Origin of the sequence: Streptomyces sp. NPDC050732 (genome assembly GCF_040654255.1) — a bacterium.
Lineage (GTDB): Bacteria > Actinomycetota > Actinomycetes > Streptomycetales > Streptomycetaceae > Streptomyces.
This window is the reverse complement of the sequence record NZ_JBFAHP010000012.1, coordinates 124,307-139,506: the sequence shown is the minus strand read 5'-3', so window position 1 is coordinate 139,506 and position 15,200 is coordinate 124,307. Positions and strand designations below refer to the sequence as shown.

The 15,200-nt window shown below is 72.2% G+C and carries 14 protein-coding genes; 4 read left to right on the top strand and 10 right to left on the bottom strand.

Annotation, left to right across the window (positions count from 1 at the left end; translation table 11 throughout):
- Nucleotides 1-5: 5 nt before the first annotated feature.
- From efeB to AB0H82_RS13685, 6 genes are all read right to left on the bottom strand, one after another.
- A complete protein-coding gene (efeB, locus tag AB0H82_RS13710; protein WP_362992125.1) occupies nt 6-1,250 on the bottom strand; it encodes an iron uptake transporter deferrochelatase/peroxidase subunit in 1,245 nt (414 codons plus the stop codon).
- A 14-nt stretch (nt 1,251-1,264) separates the two neighbouring features.
- Nucleotides 1,265-3,244 carry a copper resistance protein CopC gene (locus tag AB0H82_RS13705; protein WP_362992123.1) on the bottom strand — a complete coding sequence of 660 codons (1,980 nt, stop codon included), beginning with the start codon at nt 3,242-3,244 and terminating at the stop codon, nt 1,265-1,267.
- Between the two features lie 14 nt (nt 3,245-3,258).
- Nucleotides 3,259-3,711 (bottom strand): copper chaperone PCu(A)C, encoded by a 453-nt coding sequence (locus AB0H82_RS13700; RefSeq protein ID WP_362992224.1) that lies wholly within the window; start codon nt 3,709-3,711, stop codon nt 3,259-3,261.
- A 41-nt stretch (nt 3,712-3,752) separates the two neighbouring features.
- Nucleotides 3,753-4,439, bottom strand: a complete 687-nt coding sequence (locus AB0H82_RS13695) for an SCO family protein (protein WP_362992121.1) — start codon at nt 4,437-4,439, stop codon at nt 3,753-3,755.
- Nucleotides 4,440-4,529: 90 nt separating this feature from the next.
- Nucleotides 4,530-5,252, bottom strand: a complete 723-nt coding sequence (locus AB0H82_RS13690; protein ID WP_362992119.1) for a YcnI family protein — start codon at nt 5,250-5,252, stop codon at nt 4,530-4,532.
- A gap of 143 nt (nt 5,253-5,395) precedes the next feature.
- Nucleotides 5,396-6,292 carry a hypothetical protein gene (locus AB0H82_RS13685; protein ID WP_362992117.1) on the bottom strand — a complete coding sequence of 299 codons (897 nt, stop codon included), beginning with the start codon at nt 6,290-6,292 and terminating at the stop codon, nt 5,396-5,398.
- Between the two features lie 250 nt (nt 6,293-6,542).
- On the opposite strand from AB0H82_RS13685, the gene AB0H82_RS13680 reads away from it, so the two are divergent.
- Nucleotides 6,543-7,004, top strand: a complete 462-nt coding sequence (locus AB0H82_RS13680; protein ID WP_362992115.1) for an ATP-binding protein — start codon at nt 6,543-6,545, stop codon at nt 7,002-7,004.
- Here AB0H82_RS13680 and AB0H82_RS13675 read toward each other — a convergent pair.
- Nucleotides 6,967-8,472 carry a PLP-dependent aminotransferase family protein gene (locus AB0H82_RS13675; RefSeq protein ID WP_362992114.1) on the bottom strand — a complete coding sequence of 502 codons (1,506 nt, stop codon included), beginning with the start codon at nt 8,470-8,472 and terminating at the stop codon, nt 6,967-6,969. The two genes, AB0H82_RS13680 and AB0H82_RS13675, sit on opposite strands and share 38 nt — an antisense overlap.
- A 41-nt stretch (nt 8,473-8,513) precedes the next feature.
- Between AB0H82_RS13675 and AB0H82_RS13670 the strand changes: the two genes are divergently transcribed.
- Nucleotides 8,514-9,047 (top strand): carboxymuconolactone decarboxylase family protein, encoded by a 534-nt coding sequence (locus AB0H82_RS13670; protein WP_362992113.1) that lies wholly within the window; start codon nt 8,514-8,516, stop codon nt 9,045-9,047.
- Nucleotides 9,048-9,123: 76 nt separating this feature from the next.
- Here AB0H82_RS13670 and AB0H82_RS13665 read toward each other — a convergent pair whose 3' ends face one another.
- Both AB0H82_RS13665 and AB0H82_RS13660 read right to left on the bottom strand, forming a co-directional pair.
- The gene (locus tag AB0H82_RS13665) at nt 9,124-10,587 is read right to left on the bottom strand and encodes an aminopeptidase P family protein (protein ID WP_362992111.1); all 1,464 of its coding nucleotides are present in this window, start codon (nt 10,585-10,587) and stop codon (nt 9,124-9,126) included.
- Nucleotides 10,588-10,687: 100 nt separating this feature from the next.
- On the bottom strand, nt 10,688-12,223 hold the full coding sequence (locus tag AB0H82_RS13660) for a PP2C family protein-serine/threonine phosphatase (RefSeq protein ID WP_362992109.1): 1,536 nt from the start codon (nt 12,221-12,223) through the stop codon (nt 10,688-10,690).
- A gap of 453 nt (nt 12,224-12,676) precedes the next feature.
- Between AB0H82_RS13660 and AB0H82_RS13655 the strand changes: the two genes are divergently transcribed.
- Both AB0H82_RS13655 and AB0H82_RS13650 read left to right on the top strand, forming a co-directional pair.
- The gene (locus tag AB0H82_RS13655; RefSeq protein WP_362992107.1) at nt 12,677-13,354 is read left to right on the top strand and encodes a bifunctional DNA primase/polymerase; all 678 of its coding nucleotides are present in this window, start codon (nt 12,677-12,679) and stop codon (nt 13,352-13,354) included.
- Nucleotides 13,355-13,409: 55 nt separating this feature from the next.
- The gene (locus tag AB0H82_RS13650; protein ID WP_362992105.1) at nt 13,410-13,961 is read left to right on the top strand and encodes a hypothetical protein; all 552 of its coding nucleotides are present in this window, start codon (nt 13,410-13,412) and stop codon (nt 13,959-13,961) included.
- A gap of 240 nt (nt 13,962-14,201) precedes the next feature.
- Here AB0H82_RS13650 and AB0H82_RS13645 read toward each other — a convergent pair whose 3' ends face one another.
- A complete protein-coding gene (locus AB0H82_RS13645; RefSeq protein ID WP_362992103.1) occupies nt 14,202-15,182 on the bottom strand; it encodes a DUF5926 family protein in 981 nt (326 codons plus the stop codon).
- Between the last annotated feature and the right edge of the window lie 18 nt (nt 15,183-15,200).

The window sequence follows — 15,200 nt, the reverse complement described above, 5'->3', positions numbered from 1 at the left end:
GCGTCCTACGCTTCCAGCAGCCGCTGCCCCACGTACTCGCCCTTCGCCGCCCCGCCAGGCACCGCGAAGAGGCCGCTCGCCTCGTGCCGGATGAACTCCGACAGGGCGTCGCCCCGGTCGAGCTTGCGCTGCACCGGGACGAAGCCGCGCATCGGGTCCGCCTGCCAGCAGACGAAGAGCAGCCCCGCGTCGGGCTCACCCTTGGCGTCGAAGCCGTCGTGGTACGAGAACGGGCGGCGCAGCATCGCGGCGCCGCCGTTCTGGTCGGGCCGGGTGATGCGGGCGTGCGCGTCGAGCGGGATGACGACCTTGCCGTCCGGGCCGGTCGCGTCGAGCTTCGGCTCGGTCGTCTCCGTACCGCCGGTGAGCGGTGAGCCGTCCGACTTGTGCCGTCCTATCACCGCTTCCTGCGCCTTCAGGTCCAGCTTCTCCCAGTCGTCGAGGAGCATCCGGATACGGCGCACCACTACGTAGGAGCCGCCCGCCATCCAGGCGGGGTCGCCGTCGCCCGGCACGAAGATCCGCTCGTCGAAGTCCTTCTCCGTCGGCTTGGGGTTGTTCGTGCCGTCGACCTGACCCATCAGGTTGCGGGTCGTCATGGGCCGCGCGGTGGCGCCCGGCGAGCGGTTGAAGCCGTTCATCTGCCAGCGCACGCGCGCGGTCCCGGCCGCCTCCCGCTGGATGGCACGCAGCGCGTGGAAGGCGACGAGCGAGTCGTTGGCGCCGATCTGCACCCACAGGTCGCCGTTGCTGCGCGCCTTGTCGAGGTGGTCCGAGGAGAAGTCGGGCAGCGGGGCCAGGGCGGCCGGGCGCCGCTTCTCCAGGCCCGTACGGGAGAAGAAGGAGGCACCGAAGCCGAACGTGACGGACAGCGAGGACGGGCCCGCGTCCCGGGCGACCGCCGTGTCCGCCCCGCCGGCCGGCTCGCCCGCCATCAGCCGCTCGGCCGTCGCCGACCAGCGGCGCAGCAGGGCCGCCGCCTCCTTGTGGCCCGCGCCCGCCGCGAGGTCGAAGGCGACCAGGTGGCCGCGGGCCTGGAGGGGCGTGGTGATGCCGGGCTGATGTTTCCCGTGAAACATCACCTGTTCGGCGCCCAGGGAGGCGAGCTCCGTCCGTGACGCGCCGGCGGAGTCCGCCGAGGCGTCCGGGGCCGCCGCGTAGCCGACGGCGCCGCCCGCCGCGCCGAGCGCGAGGCCCGTCGCGCCGGCGGTGCCGAGCAGCCGCCGCCTGGAAATCCCGTTGTCCGCCATGGTGGTTGTTCCGTTCAGCCGATCTGCGCGTTCTTCTTCACGGTGACCTGGTCGATGTCGGAGGTCCGCACCGTCACCGCGATCTTCCACTTGCCTGCCATCGGGATCTGCACGCCGTTCGCGGTCCAGTGTCCTGTGGCGATGCGGTCCGGGGCGACGGGCAGCGGACCGACGTCCTTCGATTCGAGGGTGAAGGAGAGCTTCACCTCGGGGACGTCGAAGGCGCTGCCGTTCGGACGCTTCACATACAGGTGCAGGGTGTTGCTGCCGCCGCGGCCGGGGTCGAGGTCCAGCTGCACGGCGCCCTTGCCGTCGGTGCCGCCCGTGTCGAAGGGCACCTTGAGCTTGAGTGGCCCCGAGCGCTGCGTCGCCGCCGCGGCGGTGGCGTTGGCGGCCTCCTCCTCGGTGCGGCCGGGCTCGGTGGTGGTGAGGATGGTCGTCACGGCCAGCAGGACGACGGCGATGCCGGCCTCGGTGAGCACCGAGCGGCGCAGGCCCGAGCGGTGCGGGTCGGCGTCGCGGACGCGCTTCTCGCGGGCGCTGTCCATGGCGGCCTGCTGGCGCGCGAGCTGGGCGGAGCGCTTGGGGTCGTCGCCCGCGTCTCCGGAGGAGGCCGGTACCGTGACCGGCTTCTTCTGCACCGTCTTCGCCGTCTGCTTCGATGCCTGCTTCGCCGACTGCTTCGCGCGCTGCTCGACGACCACGGCGGCCGCGCTCTCCGGAGCCATGCCGCCCGCCTCGGCGGCGATCCGTCCCGTCCACCGCCGCGACACGGAGGCGACGCCCACCAGGACGACGACGAGGCCGATCTTGACGAGGAGCAGCTGCCCGTACGACGTGCCGGTCAGCGCCGACCACGAGCCGACCTGCCGCCACGACTGGTAGGTGCCGGTCGCCGCCAGCACGACGACGCTGGTGAACGCCACGGTCGAGAACCGCTGCACGGCCGACGCGTCCACGGCGGTCGTGCGGAAGAGTGCGACGAGCAGCGTCGCGAGTCCGCCGAGCCAGGCGGAGACGGCCAGCAGGTGCAGCACGTCGACGGGCATCGCGATGCCCGCCTGGATGCCGGTCGAGGCGTGCTCGGCCATCGCCCACGTCGCCGCGATGCCGATGGCGACGACGGTGCCGCCGATGGCGAGCCCGAAGGTGAGGTCCTTCTTCTCCTTCGGGTCCTCCCGCTTCTCGTACGCGCCGAAGAGCACCGCGATGAACAGCGCGGCGGCGGCGAGCAGCAGCAGCCGGGAGACCAGCGCGGCGCCCGTCTTGGTGTTGAGGACGTCGCCGAGCTTGCCCATGTCGAAGGCGTCGGCGAGCTTCCCGGAGCCGGTGTAGGGGGCGCGCAGGAGCAGCAGGATGAGCGTGGAGGCGGTGAGCGCGACCCAGCCGGACGTCACGATCCGCTGCACGGGCCGCGCCCCGGCGCCCCGCGGCCAGCAGCCGAGGACGAAGGCGGCACCGCCGACGAGCAGGATGAACCCGGCGTACGAGAAGTAGCGCACGATGTCGTAGAGCAGGCCGACCAGGCCGCCGCCGGCCTCCTGGTCGGGCAGTGCGACCTTGGTGTCGGAGGGCGCGCCGATGGAGAAGGTGAAGGCACCGGCGACGGGGTGGCTGTCGGCGGAGACCACTTGGTAGGCGACGGTGAAGGTGCCGTCGGGCAGGCCAGGACGCAGCTTCACGCCGTACGTGTTGGCGCCCAGGTCCGTCGTCTTCCTGGTGTCGGCCCGCTTGCCGGACGGGTCGAGCACCCGCACCGAGCCGTCCGACATGGCGACCTTCTCCGAGAAGGTGAGCTTGACCTGGTCGGGGGCCTTGTCGACCACCGCTCCCTGCTTCGGGTCGCTGCCGGTCAGCGCGGCATGCGCGGACGTGGGCCCGGCACCGGCGAGGAAGACGCCGGTCGCGGCGAGGAGCACCAGAAGGAGCCGCCAGAGGCGGGGAGCTGTACCGGCCCGGGCAACGGCCCTGGAGCGGGGAGCGATGGTCTGCATCAACGATCCGTCCCTCAGTGCGACTTGTGCTGCTTGGGGCTGTACGTCGCTTCCTTGACCGGGACCTCGACGGTGATCGGGTCCGACTTCTGGAAGTGCAGGGTCATGGCGATCTTCTCGCCCTGCTTGGGCTTGCGCTTGAGCTTTTCGAGCATCAGGTGGTTGCCGCCGCTCGCGAAGTCGAGCTCGCCGTTTGCGGGCACGGCGAAGGACTTCTCCTCCTTCATCGCGCCGCCCTCGGTGCTGTGCAGCGTGACGGAACCGGCGATGTCGCTGGTGGCGGAGGTGAGCCGGTCGGCGCTGCCCTTGTTCGTCAGCGTGAAGAAGCCCGCCGCCATGTCGTCCATGGTGGGCTCGGGGACGTAGGCCCCGCTGACCTTCAGCTCGGGCTTCTTCGCGGTGTCCCCGGAGCCGGAGCCCGAGTCGTCGCCGCAGCCCGCCAGAGCGAGGGCGGCGGTCAGCGCCATGGCCCCGGCGGCGAGGGCGCGGTGCCGGGTGGTGCGGTGGTTCACGGGTTCTGTCCCTTGACGATCTTGGGCAGGTCCTTGGTGTAGTCGGCCGCGGTGGCCTTGTCGCTGTACAGGACGTATCCCGCGTCGCTCTTCGGGGAGAAGGCGAAGACCTGCGTGCCGTGCATCGAGATGATCTTGCCCTTCTTGTCCTTCTTGGACGGCTCGACGTTGATGGCGAGCTGGCGGGCACCGGCCTGGATGGTGTCGAAGTCGCCCGTCAGGCCGATGAAGTCGGCGTCCACGCCCTTGAGCCACTTGCCGAGCTCGGCGGGGGTGTCACGCTCGGGGTCGGTGGTCACGAAGACGACCTTCAGCTTGTCCTGGTCGGCCTTGGGCAGGGCCTTCCTGGCGACCGCGATGTTGTTCATCGTCAGCGGGCAGACGTCGGGGCAGTGCGTGTAGCCGAAGTAGATGAGCGTCGGCCTGCCCTTGGTCTCCTCGCGCAGGTCGTACTTCTTGCCGTGCGTGTCGGTGAGGACGAGGTCCGGCTTCTTGTACGGCTTGTCCAGGACCGTGGCGGCCTTGCCCGAGTCGGTCTCCACGGAGACCTCGGCGACCGGCTTCTTGTTGTCGTCACCACTGCCGCACGCGGTCAGGGTGAGGGCGGCCACGGCCAGCAGGGCAGCGGCGGCGAGCTTCTTGTCGGTGCTCTTCGCATAGCTCTTCGAGCTCTTGGTGCGCATACGAAAATGTCCCAGATGTGAGGGGGCCGGGGCGCACCGGGGCGGCTGTGCGCCGCGCCGGTGCGCCCCGCGGGTGGCTCGGCCGGTGGGTCAGCCGGTGACGCGACGGCGGCCCGCGAGCACGCCGAACGCGACACCCGCCGCACCGACGACGATGCCGACGATGCCGAGGACGCGGGCGGTCGTGTCGCTGCTGTCGGAGTCGGACGACGCGCTCGCCGTGTCGTGCGACTTGTCGTCCGACTTCGCGGTGCCGGCGGCGCCACCGTGGCCGTCGGACGCGGCGGTCAGCGGGAGGGCGGGCGCCGGGTGCTCGGGCTCCTCCTGGCCTTTCTGCTGCGGCTCGATCCAGCGGACGACTTCCTTGTTGTCGTACGTCTGGACGGCCTTGAAGACGAGTTCGTCGGCGTCCTCGGGCAGCTGGCCCATGGAGACCGGGAACTTCTGGAAGGTGCCGGGCTGGATGCCCTTGCCGTCGGCCGTCCAGGTGACCTTGGTGACGGCCTCGTCGATCTTCTCGCCGTGGATCTCCAGCGGCTTGTCGAGCTTGCTCTTGGTGACCTTCGCGGTCCAGCCGGGGACGGGCTGCGTCATCACGGAGGCGAGCGGGTGGTCGGCCGGGAAGGAGACCTCAAGCTTGGTGGTCGAGGCGTCGTCCATCTCGTTCGGCACCTTGAAGTTGACCGTGGCGTATCCGCCCTTGGCGGCCTGGCCCTCCGGGGAGACGCTGACGTGCGCGAACGCGGGGGCCGAGAGCACGATGACAGCGGCGGCGGAGACGGTGCCGGCAGCGGCGATACGGGACATCTTCATGACAGGAACACTCCACTTTCGTCAGTGGTGATCAGTACGAGGGGTGAGCGCGGCCGCGTCGGGCACGCGCGCGTGCGCGCCGAGCGACCCCTCCGTACTGCGGTGCGGAGCGTTCTCCGTGCAGCGGTGTGGAGTGTGTCGCGTCAGGCGGCGAGTTCGACGTCGTGGGCCCCGGCCGGGGGCCCACGCCTGATCACCGCGTCCTCCAGCGCGACCGTGCGCGGCTTCGGCGGCGCGAGCAGCGCGGTGCGCGGCGGCCGCGGACCGGTCGTCTCGGGCGCGCCGGGCAGACCCGCCCGCAGGGCGCGCACGAGAGTGAGAGCCGAGCGCAGGGAGCGTACGAGCGCTCCTTCCGCGACACCCTGCGCCCCGTTGGCGAGCCGGACGAGGCGGAGCAGCGCGAGGTCGCCGCTGCGGAGCAGCCAGCCGGCGGCGAGGGCCGCGAGGATGTGCGCGACGAGCATGGGCAGGGACGGCACGAGCGCCATCGCGCCCATCGACCCCATGCCACCGGTGTGCGACGCGCCGGTCGCGACCGAGTCAAGGGCGGTGTCCGCGGCCGCGGCGGCGGACCGGCCGTGCTGATGCCCGGCGGACTGGCCCGCTCCGGAAGCGCCGGCGCCGCCGGGGCCGAGCCCGGCGGTGGTGAGGATCCGGTGGGCCTGCGCGGGCGTGATCGTCGCGGCGCCCGCACCGCAGACCAGGCGTGCGGCCCGCTCCACCAGGGACGCGTCACCGTGCACCGTGGTCGCCGCGGCCGTGCCGTGCTGGCCGAGGCCGAACAGGGCGTGCAGAGCGAGCTGTCCCGTCGCGAGCAGCGCGGCGATGCCGGGCAGCGAACGGGCCCGCCCGGCGAGCGGCAGCGCGACCGCGAGGACGACGAGGAAGCCCGCGCCGAGCGTCCACAGCGGGACGGCGACACAGGAAGCGAGCACATGGCCCCCGGCGGACAGCACGACGCAGACCGCGGCGAACGTCGCGGCCCTCAGCAGCCGGAGGTCGGCTCCGTCGCGCGTCTCGCGCTGGTGGGGGGCAGTCATGGCCGGGCCATCATCGCACTGGGCCCACCCCATGCGTACGGCAGGTCCGGAAGGTCCTGTTCCAGGTGATGGGTGTGGCTCTGGTGGGCCTGAGGCGGTGCGAGCGCCGTGTTCTGCCCCGCCGTCCTACACCGGCTGACGGGGGGCGCGCGTCCGCCGTATGGGCGGTCTCACGTCCTTCGGGCGCTTATTCGGGGGCGCGCGCGGCAATACGTATCGGTATGTCGAGCCGCGGCCAGGAGGCTGGAGCATGAGCATCTGGTGGTCTCTCCATTTGCGGCGCGACGCCGCGAGCGTTCCGCTCGCCCGCCGGCTGCTGATCGGCACGATGGAGACGGCGGGCGTGGACCCCGACGTCTCCTACGACCTGTCGGTCGCCCTCAGCGAAGCGTGCGCCAACGCCGTCGAGCACGGCGGCGCGGGCGCTCCCGGGGCCGCACCGGGCGGCTACCGCGTCACGGCCTACCTGGACGGCGAGAAGTGCCGCATCGAGGTGGACGACTCCGGGCCCGGTTTTCCCGGCACGGCGCGCGGCTGTCCCGCGCCCCGGCCGTCCGCCGCGGAGACGGACGAGCACGGCCGGGGCCTGTGCCTGATCAGAGAACTCGCCGACCATGTCCACCTCGGCAACAAGCCGGGCAGGAGCGGTGCGGTGATCAGCTTCGACAAGATCCTCAAGTGGCGGGAGGACGCGCCGCTGATGACGGCGTGAGGCCTTCCCCGTCGGCGGGCGGCAGCTCCCCGTCGGCCGGTGGCAGCGCCCGCAGCAATGCCTCCACCGCGGCGCCGTACGCGTGCTCCGTAGGCGTCGAGTACCCGACGACGAGACCGTCCCGGGCAGGCATCGTCGCCCCCGGGTGACGGAACGCGGCGAGTCCGTCGAGCGCGACCCCCTGCCAGGCCGCCGCCTTGACCGCGGACGCCTCCGTCCCCGGCGGCAGCCGCAGCACCGCGTGCAGGCCCGCCGCGATGCCGGTGGCCGTGATGTGCGGGGCGCGCTCGGCGAGAGCGGTGACGAGCCGGTCGCGACGGTGCCGGTAGCGCTGCCGCATCCGGCGGATGTGCCGGTCGTACTGACCGGAGGAGATGAACTCGGCGAGCGTGAGCTGGTCGAGGACGCTCGCCCACGCCTCCCGCTCCCCCTTGGCGGCGAGCACGCCGTCGACGAGCTGCTCGGGCAGCACCATCCAGCCGATGCGCACGGCGGGGGAGAGGCTCTTGCTGACCGAGCCGAGGTAGACGACCCGTTCGGGATCCAGGCCCTGTACGGCGCCGACCGGCTCACGGTCGTAGCGGAACTCGCCGTCGTAGTCATCCTCCAGGATGAGACCGCCGCTGCTACGGGCCCAGTCGACGACCGCCGCGCGCCGGGCGGCGTGGAGCGGGCCGCCGGTCGGGAACTGGTGCGCGGGCGTGAGCAGTACGCCCCGCACCCGCGGGCCCTCGGTCAACTCCTCGACCCGGGCGCCCTGTTCGTCCAGGCCCAGCGGCACGGTCCGCACGCCCGCGCCCGCCAGGATCTCCCGGTGGAACCCGAGCCCGTACGACTCCATGGCGAAGGGCCCCCGCAGCACCCCGCCGCCCGCCCCGCGCGACCCCGCGAACAGCAGCCGAAGGGCGTGCGCGAACCCGGAGCAGACCACGATCCGTCCGGGGTCGGCGCGCACCCCGCGGGCCCGCGCCAGATAGTCGGCGAGCGCCCGGCGCAGCTCGACACGGCCGCGCGGATCGCCGGGCCCGAAGGCCTCGTTGGGCGCGGCGGCAAGAGCGCGCCGGGCGGCCGCGAGCCACGCCGTGCGCGGGAAGGAGGCGGCGTCCGGCGTGCCCTGGCGCAGGTCGTACGCGGGTGCGGCGGGGCGTGCCGGAGCGGGCTTCGGCCTGCGCGGGCGCTTGGGCGGCGCGGCCCGCTCGGCCACCCGCGTCCCCGAGCCCTGCCGCGCCGTCAGCCAGCCCTCGGCGACCAGTTCCGCATAGGCGTCGGCGACCGTGTTGCGGGCCAGGCCGAGGTCGGCGGCGAGCGAACGGTAGGGCGGCAGCCGGGTGCCAGGGGGGAGCCGCCCCTCGCGCACGGCCTCCCGCAGCGCACGGATGAGAACGGCGCGGCGACTGCCGGGACCGGAGAGGTCCACGTGCAGGTCACTGCCGATGCGCTCCGCCAAATTGACCCATGATTCCGGCATGGGAATGCACCCTACGCGAGGTCTTTCCGGCCCGTAGTTTCATGGTCATGACGAACAACACGAACGCCACGCAGACCGCGACCGCCACCCCCGCCGCCACTCCGCAGGACCACGAGCACACCCCCCGCCTCAACTTCGCCAAGGCCGCCCCCAAGGCCTTCAAGGCACTCATCGGCTTCGACGCCGCCGCCCGCGACGGCCTCGACCCGGCCCTGGTCGAACTGATCCAGATCCGCGCCTCGCTCCTCAACGGCTGCGCCTACTGCCTCCACATGCACACCTCCGACGCCCGCAAGGCCGGCGAGGACGAGGCACGGCTTCACATGGTCGGCGTGTGGCGCGAGGCCCGTAACTTCTTCACCGCGAAGGAGCAGGCGGCCCTCGCCCTGACCGAGTCGGTCACGCTCGTCTCCCGGGGCGGCGTCCCGGACGATGTCTACGTAGAGGCCACTCGGCACTTCGACGAGTCCGAACTGGCCCGTGTCCTCGCCCTGATCTTCGCCATCAACACCTGGAACCGCATCGCCCTGAGCACCGCCAAGGTCGCGGGCGAGGACGAGCGGGCGGCCCACTGAGGAACGCCGAAGGGCCGGAGGAACGCCGAAGGGCCGGCCCCCGGAGGCAACCGGCCCTTCGTCCCGCGTGTGCGGGTCAGCCCTTGAGTCGCGCCATCCACGCCTCGACCTCGTCGGACGTGCGCGGCAGAGCGGCCGACAGGTTCTTGTTGCCGTCCTCCGTGACGAGGATGTCGTCCTCGATCCGGACGCCGATGCCGCGGTACTCCTCCGGCACGGTCAGGTCGTCCGCCTGGAAGTACAGACCGGGCTCGACCGTCAGGCACATGCCGGGCTCCAGCGTGCCGTCCACGTACGTCTCGGTGCGCGCGGCGGCGCAGTCGTGGACGTCCATGCCGAGCATGTGGCCGGTGCCGTGCAGTGTCCAACGGCGCTGCAGGCCCAGCTCCAGGACGCGCTCGACCGGGCCCTCGACGAGGCCCCACTCGACGAGCTTCTCGGCGAGCACGCGCTGCGCGGCGTCGTGGAAGTCGCGGTACTTGGCGCCCGGCTTCACCGCCGCGATGCCGGCCTCCTGGGCCTCGTACACCGCGTCGTAGATTTTCTTCTGCAGTTCGTTGTAGCGGCCGTTGATCGGCAGCGTCCGCGTGATGTCCGCGGTGTAGTACGTGTGCGTCTCCACGCCCGCGTCGAGCAGGAGCAGGTCTCCGGAGCGGACGGCGCCGTCGTTGCGCACCCAGTGCAGCGTGGTCGCGTGCGGGCCCGCGGCACAGATGGAGCCGTAGCCGATGTCGTTGCCCTCGACGCGGGCGCGCAGGAAGAACGTGCCTTCGATGTAGCGCTCGCTGGTGGCCTCGGCCTTGTCGAGGACCTTCACGACGTCCTCGAAGCCGCGGGCGGTCGAGTCGCAGGCCTTCTGCAGCTCGCCGATCTCGAACTCGTCCTTGACCAGGCGGGCCTCGGAGAGGAAGACGCGCAGCTCCTCGTCGCGCTCGGCGGTGACCTTGTCGGTCAGGGCCGCCTCGATGCCGGCGTCGTAGCCGCGCACGACGCGGACGGGGCCGGTCGCCTCGCGCAGCTTGCCGGCCAGCTCGCGCACGTCGGACGCGGGGATGCCGTACAGCTTCTCGGCCTCGGTGAGGGAGTGCCTGCGGCCGACCCAGAGCTCGCCCTGCCCGTCCAGCCAGAACTCGCCGTTCTCGCGGTCGGAGCGCGGCAGGAGGTAGATGGTCGCGTCGTGGCCGCCGTCGCTCTTCGGCTCCATGACGAGGACGCCGTCCTCGGTCTGGTTGCCCGACAGGTACGCGTACTCGACGGAGGCGCGGAAGGCGTACTCGGTGTCGTTCGAACGGGTCTTCAGGTTGCCCGCGGGGATCACCAGGCGCTCGCCCGGGAAGCGCGCGGAGAGCGCGGCACGGCGGGCGGCGGTGTGCTCGGCCTGCGCGATCGGCTGCAGGTCGTGCAGCTCGGTGTCGGCCCAGCCGGACTTCATGTTCTCGGCGAGCTCATCGGAAACGCCCGGGTACAGGCCGTTCTTGCGCTGCTTGATCGGCTCTTCTTCGGTCTCTTCCGGGTTCTCCGGGTTGAGCGCCTCCGACACGATCTGCCTCCTATGTACGACACTGGGCCGTCCTCCATCGTACGGGCGTACGGAAGGGGTCCCAGGGCCGGAAGGCCACTTACCTAGAGTGCCCGTGGCCTCACTCGAAACGGGCCGCGAGCAGCACCACGTCCTCCTCACTGTCCACGGCGTCGAGCCCGTCGGGCAGGACGGCGTGCAGCACGTGGTCGGCGATCGCCCCGGGGTCGTCCCTGATGGCCCTCGGCACGCTCGCCGCCGCCGCGTGCAGCCGCGCGAAGGCCCGGTCCATCGGCTCGCCGGTGCGGTGCAGAAGCCCGTCGGTGTACAGAAGCACCGTTTCTCCCGGCTCGGGGCTGAGCTCCACGCTCGGCGCCTCCCAGCAGGCGAGCATGCCGAGCGGCGCGGACAGGGAGGTCTCCACGAACTCCGTGCGGCGCTCCCCGATGATCAGCGGCGGGCTGTGGCCCGCCCCGGCGAGCACCACCTTGCGCAGGGCGGGCTCGCAGTACGCGAAGAGGGCGGTCGCCGACCGCGCGGGCTCGGTCAGCCGCAGCAGCAGCTCCAGGTCGGAGAGGACGGCGACGGGGTCCTCGCCCTCCATCACGGCGTACGCCCGCAGGGAGGCCCGCAGCCGTCCCATCGCGGCCACCGCGCTCGGCCCCGACCCGGTCACGGAGCCCACCGCCAGGCCCAGCGCCGCGTCGGGCAGCGGCAGCGCGTCGTGCCAGTCGCCGCCGCCGCGCGGCCCCGTGCGGTGCCGGGCGGCGAGCTGCACCCCGGCGACCCGGGGCAGCCGCGACGGCATGAGCTCCTCGCGCAGGGTGGCGTCGGTCGTGCGGGCGCGGTCCAGTTCGAGCAGCCGTGCCACGTGCTCGGTGGCCTGCCGGGCGTACAGCCCGACGAGGTGGCGTCTGCGCTCGTCCGGCTCGGCGGGCTCGTCGTACAGCCAGGTGGCTGCGCCGATCCGGCCCGCCGTCTCGGTGGCGAGGGGGAGCGCGTAACTGGCGGCGTAGCCGAGGCGGTGGGCGACCTCGCGGTGGAGCGGGTCGAGGCCCTCATCGGCGAGCAGGTCGGGCTGCGCGATCTCCTGCGGCACGGCACCCGGCCGGCCCTCGGGGGCGTCCAGGATCCTGCCGTACGCGGTGGCGGCGCGCGGCACCGTCTCGATGTGCCCGAGGTCGGCGCGGGCCAGGCCGAGGCCGATGGTGGTGTCGGGTCCGAGGCCGTCGCCGGGTTCGACGACGGCGAGTCCGCGGCGCGCGCCCACCAGGGCGGCACCGGCGCGCAGGAGCTCCCGCAGCGCCTCGTCGAGGGTGCCCGTGCGGACGAGCCGCTCGGTGAGTTCGTGCAGCGTGGTCAGGTCGGAGACCCAGCCGGCGAGCCGGTCCTGGAGCACGGCGCAGGGCGCGCTCGGTAGGGAAGTGCCCTCCGTGGACGCTGCGGCGGGCGGGGCCTGCGCGCCGGGCGCGACAGTGTGGGCCGGTGGCGGAACTGTTGAATCGATTCCAGCCACTTTCGGGAGGTGCGGGGCGTTCATGGCTGACGGCTTTCCGGCCGGTGCGTAATGCTCGATAGCATCGCAAACCCCCATGTCATTATGCGCCGCTAGCAATGTCTCCAGATGTACACGCCCTGGTGAGGGGATGTCCAGCATTGTCCTGCTGGGATTCCTGGTGTCCGAGGTATTCGGGAGCACAGTAAAAGATCTTGTTAAGTTGGCTGAAAAAAGCGCCGGGTTAGGGCATATTAGGGTCGACTGACGTTGTTCGGTAGAGCGTTGCAGTGGTCGCGCTGGGTACGTACTCAGTGATGGCCAGGGGCAGTTGGGGTCCGTCCGGAACCTGACCAAGGACCCGGGCGTCCTCATTCACGACGACCGTGCCCCATCCTCCCGTGGCGGAGGCGGCAAGCAATATCGCGGGACGGCAAACGCCAGGCGCCGCCACCCCACGCCACGTCAACGCTCGGTTCAGAGTGGTTCCCCATGCCACAGGCTGGGGTCGGATGTGCCAGCTCGTACGTACAGCGAAGTGATCCACACATGGTGTGATGTGGCCCGCAGTCTCCCCGGCTAACGCCGGCGTGCAACGGAAAGGAACGAGCGCTCATGCGCGAGATCCTCGGAAGGCGACGCAGGCTCCTGTCCTGGCGAATCGGAAGGAAGCCCGGCCGGAGTGCCGGACAGCTCGGCGCGGCTCTGACCTTCGCGACCGCATGGCGGTGGCCCGTACTGCCCGGAGTCGGTCTCGACCGGCGCGACGGCAGCCGGTGCGCCTGCCCCGACCCCGACTGCGCGGTACCGGGCGCGCACCCCCTCGACCCCGGCCTCCTCGCCGCCACCACCGACGAGCGGATGGTCCGCTGGTGGTGGACCAACCGACCCGGCGCACCCGTCGTACTCGCCACCGGAGGCCGCGCCCCGTGCGCCGTGAGCCTCCCCCTCGACGCGGGCGCACGCGCCCTCGCCGCGCTCGACGAGGCCGGCATCAGGCTCGGCCCGGTGATCGCCACCGAGGCCAGACTCCAGCTGCTCGTCGCGCCGTACTCCATGGCCCAGTTGGGCGAGCTCCTCTATGCCAAGGACCGCGTCCCTGGCTCGCTCCGCTTCCACGGCGAGGGCGGCTATCTCGCCCTGCCGCCCTCCGACACGGGACAGGGCCGGGTGCGCTGGGAGCGGGCCCCGCTGCCCGGCTCCGCCGCCCCCTGGGTGCCGGACGTCGAAGCGGTGGTGGACGCCGTGGTGGACGCGCTCACTCGTACGGGTGTGAGCGCCCCCGAGATGTAGCGGAATTGGGCGCGCGGCGAGCAGGCCGTGCGCCCACTGTCGTTATCTTCGGCTCATGCAACCCCGCCTGCTCGTGCTCCTGGGCGTCGTGGCCGTCACGGCCCTCCTGCCGCTCGCGGGCGCGTCCGCGGGACCGGTGGGCGACGGTGACGCGAAGTCGCCCCTCCCCTCCCCCTCACCCACTCCTTCGAACGCCTCTTCGGGGCAGCGTCGGGCGACGGAGACGGGCCCGGAGTCCTCGTCGCCCGCGGACCGCGGAGCGACCACCGCCGCCCGGTGCGGCCCCGAACTCTCCTCGCCCGACGGCCTCGAAGCACAGACCTGTGTCCTCACGCTGGGCCGGGACACCTGGGCGCGTACCTATTACCGCAATGCCACCGGCGAGGAGCTGACCGCGGTCCTGACCCTGATGGGCCCGGACGCGCGCACCGTGCAGCTGTACTGCGAGGTGGCGGCGGGGGACGAACCGGCAGCGTGCGAGACCCCGCGCGAGCGGTCGACGGGCGCTGCGACGGCGTACTCGGCGGTGGCGGAGTACGCGGCGGGCGAGGCGGAAGGACTGCTGCTGCGGGCGGGAAGCAACTCGGCATCGCCGCAGGACAGTTGAGTCCTGAACCGGTCCCCGGGCGCAAAAGGGCCCGGTTGCTGGCGACGGGGGATGCACCAGCAACCGGGCTACCTGAACGGTAACAAGAGATCGGCTCCTGGCAAATTCGATCCCAGTTATCCGGACAGGGATTTCACCGTGACTCCAGGGAGCCGCGACCGGAGCCCTGCATTCCACTTCGTGTCGTACCGACTGACTGGTGGGTCAGTCGGTACGGCACGGACAGTCGGGCATCCTGCGTCAGCTGAGCGTCACCTGGCGGTTGGTGAGGCCGCCGCGCGCCCGGCGTTCGTCCGCGGTCAGCGGGGCGTCCGAGGCGAGGGCCGCCGCCAGCCGCTCCGCGAACTCCGCGGCGGGCTTCTCGACGTCCGCGGCGGAGACCCCGGTCGGCAGGTCCCACACCGGCACGGTCAGGCCGTGCGCCCGGAAGGAGCCGACCAGGCGCGTGCCCTCGCCGAGGCTCGACGTGCCGGCCGCGTGCAGGCGGGCCAGCGCGTCGAGAAGCTTCTCCTCGGGGTGCGGCATGACCCAGCGGAGGTGGTTCTTCTCCGGGGTCTCGCACCAGTACGCGGCGTCGACACCGGTCAGCTTCGCCGTCGGGATGGCGGCGTCGTTCGCCCGCTCCAGGGAGGCGGCCACCTCCGGGGTGGCGTTGTCCGCGTCCGGCACCCAGAACTCGAAGCCGGGGTGCACGACCGGTTCGAACGCGCCTTCCGGGTCGAGCAGATCCTGCAGCCGGGGACCGTCGGCCGGAGCGCGGCGGCCCTTCACCGGCGTGCCCGGCTCGGCCTCCAGGGCGCGCTGCAGGGTGTCGGCGAGATCGCGGCTGATGTCACCGGACGCGGTGTCGTTCTGCAGGCCGATCAGGACCGAGCCGTCGTCGCGGCGCAGCGCGGGCCAGGCCATCGGCAGCACGGTGGCGAGGGAGACCGAGGGGATGCCCTCGGGAAGGCCGCCCTTGAGCGTCAGCTCGACCGTGGCGGCGGGGACCAGCTCGCGCAGCGCGACCCAGTCGCACTCGCCGGGCAGGCCTTCGAAGGGGCGCTGCACCAGCTCGGTCACCGCGTGCGCGGCGGCCCGGCCGTGACAGGCCTTGTAGCGGCGGCCCGAACCGCAGGGGCAGGGTTCACGGGCGCCGACGACGGGGATCTCCCCGTCTCCGGGGCCGCCCTTGAGCTGCGGCTGCTGCTTGCCCTTGGGCTGGGGGCGCTTCTTGGCCATCTTGGGTGTCTCCCGGCT